The organism is Oligoflexia bacterium, assembly GCA_034439615.1.
Classification (GTDB): Bacteria; Bdellovibrionota; Bdellovibrionia; order JABDDW01; family JABDDW01; genus JAWXAT01.
Window position 1 is genome coordinate 1 of the sequence record JAWXAT010000053.1, and the last position, 5,393, is coordinate 5,393.

At 40.0% G+C, this 5,393-nt stretch carries 7 protein-coding genes; 1 reads left to right on the forward strand and 6 read right to left on the reverse strand.

The window, feature by feature from the left end; translation table 11 throughout:
* Positions 1–416 (forward strand): HNH endonuclease signature motif containing protein (locus SGI74_13080; protein MDZ4678428.1); only part of this gene is annotated, 416 nt, incomplete at its 5' end.
* Positions 417–529: 113 nt separating this feature from the next.
* Here SGI74_13080 and SGI74_13085 read toward each other — a convergent pair.
* The 6 genes from SGI74_13085 to SGI74_13110 all read right to left on the reverse strand — a co-directional run.
* On the reverse strand, positions 530–1,735 hold the full coding sequence (locus SGI74_13085; GenBank protein MDZ4678429.1) for a hypothetical protein: 1,206 nt from the start codon (positions 1,733–1,735) through the stop codon (positions 530–532).
* Between the two features lie 24 nt (positions 1,736–1,759).
* Complete coding sequence (locus SGI74_13090; protein ID MDZ4678430.1) at positions 1,760–2,365, reverse strand: hypothetical protein; 606 nt, start codon at positions 2,363–2,365, stop codon at positions 1,760–1,762.
* A gap of 47 nt (positions 2,366–2,412) precedes the next feature.
* Positions 2,413–3,189 (reverse strand): MlaD family protein, encoded by a 777-nt coding sequence (locus SGI74_13095; GenBank protein ID MDZ4678431.1) that lies wholly within the window; start codon positions 3,187–3,189, stop codon positions 2,413–2,415.
* Positions 3,190–3,214: 25 nt separating this feature from the next.
* A complete protein-coding gene (locus tag SGI74_13100; GenBank protein ID MDZ4678432.1) occupies positions 3,215–4,027 on the reverse strand; it encodes an ABC transporter permease in 813 nt (270 codons plus the stop codon).
* Positions 4,028–4,029: 2 nt separating this feature from the next.
* A complete protein-coding gene (locus SGI74_13105; protein MDZ4678433.1) occupies positions 4,030–4,809 on the reverse strand; it encodes an ABC transporter permease in 780 nt (259 codons plus the stop codon).
* Positions 4,806–5,393, reverse strand: a 588-nt coding sequence (locus SGI74_13110; protein MDZ4678434.1) for an ATP-binding cassette domain-containing protein, incomplete at its 5' end; no start/stop codon positions are given. The genes SGI74_13105 and SGI74_13110, both read right to left, overlap by 4 nt.

The following is a 5,393-nucleotide window of genomic DNA, read 5'->3' on the forward strand; positions in this document are numbered from 1 at the left end:
AAAGAGCTGAACGACAAGAAGAAAAGGTGAAAAATGACGCGCCTTCTCCGGATATCCGTCTCAAGACGGAACATTCCAGACAAACTGAAACTCAAGAAGCAACGAAAACAAAAGAAGAAACAGGCACTAAAACTGATGCGAAAACTAGAACTCAATCAGACTTCAGAGAGATTTTATTTCAAAATACAGATATTCCATTTCAAAGAAGCTCGATTCCTACTCAACTCAAACGTCAAGTCATTCTCAGGGATAAAGATAAATGCCAGCACCGGTACTATGATGGTTCAAAATGTGAAAATCAAAGGTTTATAGAAATTCACCACAAGATACCAATTAGTCACGGAGGGCAAAATCAAATCCAAAACCTCACCACCCTTTGCTCGGGCCATCATAAAGCACAACATATAGAGTCGTGAACGTAACTTACAGGTCAACCCTAATTATTTAATTACTATGATGGCGAAGGAGATCCTCTAATCAAGTAACCACTAACTTCCAAGTTACTCAAAAACAAAAAACCATAACCCACTCACCTTTCAACACCATCCAGCGCAAACATCGTGTTTTTTACTTTCGCCTCAGCCATGACTACGCGCCTGATGGCATCACCCAATGTTACAAACATTTCTCTTACAATCGCCATGTATTGGGTTCTTGCTTCTGATGGTAATTGCCCTTGGGCCATTACAAAATTCCACCACGGTTGATCCATGTACACATCAATATCGAGTTCGACATATGAAACTTTAATTCGGGGAAAAAAATCTAGAGAAACTTGACCCGTACGTGCACCTCGATGAGCTGCAAGGGCTGCCATTTTTTCAGTGAGAAGTTTAATATCAAGTATTGAATTTGGAAGCTCTGATGTTTCAGTACTCATACCTGATAAGTAATTCACAAACGCTGCTGCATCAGGGTGTGCGGCTCCCTCAGCATTCATTTTCATCAATCGACCAACATACTCTTCAAAAGCGTGATGATAATACTCAATGATATGTTGCATTTGCAAAACGAAATCTTTTTTACCAGAACCCATTTCATCTTTAAAGGGCATGGCAATAAATTTTTTCGTAGGTGTTTGCGCCGCATGAAATGGTTGTGACACATCTTCAAGATAATGAAGCGCATTTGCTAAAAACCGTAAAGACCAATAGCGCTGATTTTTTGCAGCCGCCCTTCGAGCAAGTCGTACAAAATCAAGAGCTCGTTGAGGAGATTGCCCCATTGATGAAAAAGTTTTAGTGATAGGTAATTTAAACGTGATGATTGGGTCACGCAAAGTAAGGCTCTGCCAATACATGTGACGAAAACCTTGAGAAGATGTGCCCTTTTTTCCACCCATCATTGCATATTCGTCTTTCCATAATTGTGGATACTGATCTGGCTCAAAAAGTGCGATATCCATTCCCCAATCAGGCTCATCTGAATACGTCGTTAATATTTCAATAGCCTTAATCGGAACGCCGGGTTTTTCGTTTAGCTTGGGAGAAAAAATATATTTTTTATTAATTAAAATTGATTGATTAAACTCATCCGCATTTGCATAACCCAACGCACGCACGAGTTCACTAAACGGTGTTGGCACAACCTTTTCATCACGCAATTCTAAAATGTGGCTTAGCGCTGCTTTTGTTACAAGGTGGTGATAACTCCAAGCAAGAGCATTTTGCGCGAGAAATATTTGCGTAGATAAAATAACTGACGCAAACAAAAGTGAGCGTTTAAAAAAAATCATTATAACCTCATAAAATGTTTAGAATTAGAAGTAGTACGCGAGACCGACTGTTCCAGTAGGTGCTGCCACAAAATTACCCACATCAAACAGAACGGTGATCTCTGCAAATACGGCTGACCCTGCCCACGCACCCTTAAGCTGCATGAACTGAAGTCCAATACTTGGGAAAAACATATTTTTTCGATACTCGCCCGCCGCTTTTTCATCATCATTAAGAAGCTTTTCATTTAATATTGATGGATTTGTTCTCGTGATACGCCCAGTTTTTCCCATACTTGCCCAATGAGTAAACCCAAAACCAAGATAAGGCATCAACCAATCACCAGACAGAACATATTTTGCTTGAAACATGTAAGACTGAAAACCCTCACCACCACCAAAACCTGTAGTGAAACTCCATTTTGGTGACATATTGAGATCTAAAATCATTCCGCCCATACCTAATGCCCCGGCGGCTTGAGCACCGATACCCACACGGCGAATTTTTCGCATTTCAATACCTGTGTCGGCTTCTTTAAAAGGAATACGCACTTTATCTACTTCGTCATCTTTAACTGATCTACGCGCTTGAGCTTGAGTAGCTGATAAGACGATTAATGTGAGCATTGTCAAAATCATAAGTTTTTTCAAATCTATCCTCCTTGATATTCATGCACGCTTCAGTTTGAGCTACATGTTTAAAAAATCTTAGCTTTGATGCCTTCTTTTTGCAGAAATTCTCTAATATTTTCTTTTGTCATAGGCTCTAACCGCCAAAGTAGCTGATGCAAGAGTTGTAATGTTTTTTCTCCGTCAGCAGTACGTATTTTTGAAGTCATAAAATGTACGTCGTCAGAAATCTCAACCATATTTTTAAGAAGCTTTGTCACTTCAACATTTTTAGTCGTCTTATCGAGTTGGGTTAATGTTCGATTGAGATTTGTCACAAGATTATCAAAGAGTTGAAGTGTATGTGTGACACTTCCTTCATTTTTGCTTACGAGTTCTAGAATTTTTCCTGCCAAACCATAACTCTGGGAGATCAGCTGATCAATTCGTGGAGGATCTTCTCCTCGAACGACAGCATTCGCAGACAAGACTGGGGATTCAATTGAACCGGGGCTCACCTCTAAAAATTTTTCGCCGATAATACCCGCAAGATTGATAAAGAATTTACTATCGTAGCGAATCGCTTCACGGGCTTTTTTATCGATACTGACAGTAAGTTTTAATTTTACTTCATTACCCTGAACATCTTTTTGAAATGGTGCAAAATCAATACGTTCTACTTTTCCGACTTTGATGCCCATAACTCGCACAGGAGAACCCACTTCGATTCCGCCAGCAAAATTATATTGAACGTAAACGGTATATGCGTTTGAAAAGGGATTTAAAACACCCATCAACCAGGCGAAGATAATGATCATCACTACTGCACCGGTAAATAATAAACCTACTTTTGTTTCAATCTTCACAGCCGCGCGCCCTCGTTGAATGCCTTTAATAAAGGTAACTAAAAAGATAAGTTAAAATAAAGTCTAATATGATGATGGTTACAGCATTAGCGACGACGGATTGTGTCGTGGCCGTACCAACCCCTTCTGCACCGGGTTTACAATTGAATCCATAGTAACAGCTAATAATCGGTATCACGCTACCAAAAACACCAGCTTTCACGATGGCCAGAGTGAAGTCTTTAAAACCAGCAAACTGGTTCACAGCGCTGATGAACGAACCCATCGTCACATCAAGATGACTGATACTTACTAACATTCCAAAAAATAGACACGTTGCATTACCCAAAACTACAAGCGCCATGCTGGCAAAAATGCTGGCGATAAAGCGTGGAATCACAAGATAGCGTACCGGTTCAACACTTAAAAGTTTAAGCGCATCGATTTGTTCAGTGATTTGCATAGTGCCAAGCTCAGCTGTGATGCCAGCACCAATTCTTGAAGTTAAAAGGAGTCCGGTGATTACGGGGCCAAGTTCACGTAAAATAAGTAAAGAAACAAAACCCGGTACAAGTGCTGCGGTATGAAGCACAAGTCTCATATGATACGCATATTCTAAGATAGCCACTGATGCTGCAAGACTGAGTGAAAAAAGAATAATCGGCGCACTTTTTACACCGATAAAATAAAGCTGCTGCATGGTTTCTTTGCCACGAAATGGCGGTGTAAATAGCGCATAGAGCACGTCGAAAAAATAGAGCAACATGTTTTTTAATTCTTTGTAAAAAGCTATGAGGCTTACGCCTAAAAACTCAAAAGGTTTTAAGACAACCATTGTTTTTGCAACAAGTTCAGCCATCGTTAAACTCCTAAAATCGTCGATAATGCACGACCTATATAACTTGTGAACCAATCCATTAAATTAATTCCAACCATTGTTGATAATGCAGTGGCCAATACTGTTCGGCCAACACCTTTTGCACCACCCGTTGTCGTATAGCCTTTGTATGTGCAAATAATCGCGAGTAAAACGCTAAACATAAAGCACTTAAAAAGACCGCCTAAAATACTAGTTCCCGTGACGTAAAGTGGGATGGAGCTGATGTATTCATAAAAACTCATATGAGCAACTAATTTGGCCATTACGATTCCGCCCAAAACAGACATTAAAAGTGCAAAGAGCAAAAGAAAAAAACTTGAGATTACGATTCCAATGAGTCTTGGTAAAATCAGATACTGAAGTGGGTTTGTGCCAAGACATTTCATGGCGTCGATTTGCTCAGTCACACGCATGGTACCAAGTTCTGCTGATGTGTACGCACCGACTTTTCCGCTGAGCATAAAGGCAATAAGCAGTGGCCCTAATTCTCTTACCGTTCCACTTGTAGAAAGCCCCCCAAGAACAGAAAGTGCGCTAAATGTTTTAAGTTGCATATTAAACTGCACAGTTAAAAGTGCACCGACGAAAAAACCAGAGGTGGCTGTAGTAAGAAGTGATTGCGTTGTGACTTGATAAATTTGTTCAAGCAAAGTTTTTCGATCGCATGGGTTTTTAATGCCAATTCGAATGATATCTCGAATAAAAAGCAGTGCCGCACCTATCTCAGAAAATATATATTCAAAAGCGCGCAAACTTTTCATGTGCGTTTTTCCTCTACCACTTCTGCCAAAAAATCTTTTACCAACGGAACATTTGAACGCCGAAGTTCATCGGGGGTTCCGAGTGCCAAAACTTTACCTTGATCTAAAACCGCAATACGATCTGCGATTTCTAAAGCACAATACATGTCGTGTGAAACAACAATGGAAGTTGTTTTTAATTTTCTTGATAAGTCAAAAATCAATCGATTAATTGCGTTTGTCGTCACTGGATCAAGACCAGTTGTGGGTTCATCAAACAACAAATACTGCGGCTCAATGGCAACTGTTCGCGCAAGACTCACACGTTTTTGCATTCCATAACTTATATGTGGTGGAAGTTTTTCTTCAACACCCGAAAGATTCACAAGACTTAAAAACTTTGTGACCCGCTCTCTTACTTCATTTTCTTTTAACTGCGGAAAATGCCTGCGCAACCCAAAGGCCACATTTTCTCTTACTGTAAGTGAATCAAAAAGCGCAGGGTGTTGAAAAACCATTCCGCATTTTTTTCTGATTGGAAAGTAATCATCCTCTGAAAGTTTTGAAATTTCTTGGCCATCGAGCCAGATCTCACCACCATCAGG

Coding starts and splice junctions, on each gene's coding strand:
- SGI74_13085 (MDZ4678429.1), bottom strand. CDS start 1,735: ATGATTTTTTTTAAACGCTCACTTTTGTTTGCGTCAGTTATTTTATCT.
- SGI74_13100 (MDZ4678432.1), bottom strand. CDS start 4,027: ATGGCTGAACTTGTTGCAAAAACAATGGTTGTCTTAAAACCTTTTGAG.
- SGI74_13105 (MDZ4678433.1), bottom strand. CDS start 4,809: ATGAAAAGTTTGCGCGCTTTTGAATATATATTTTCTGAGATAGGTGCG.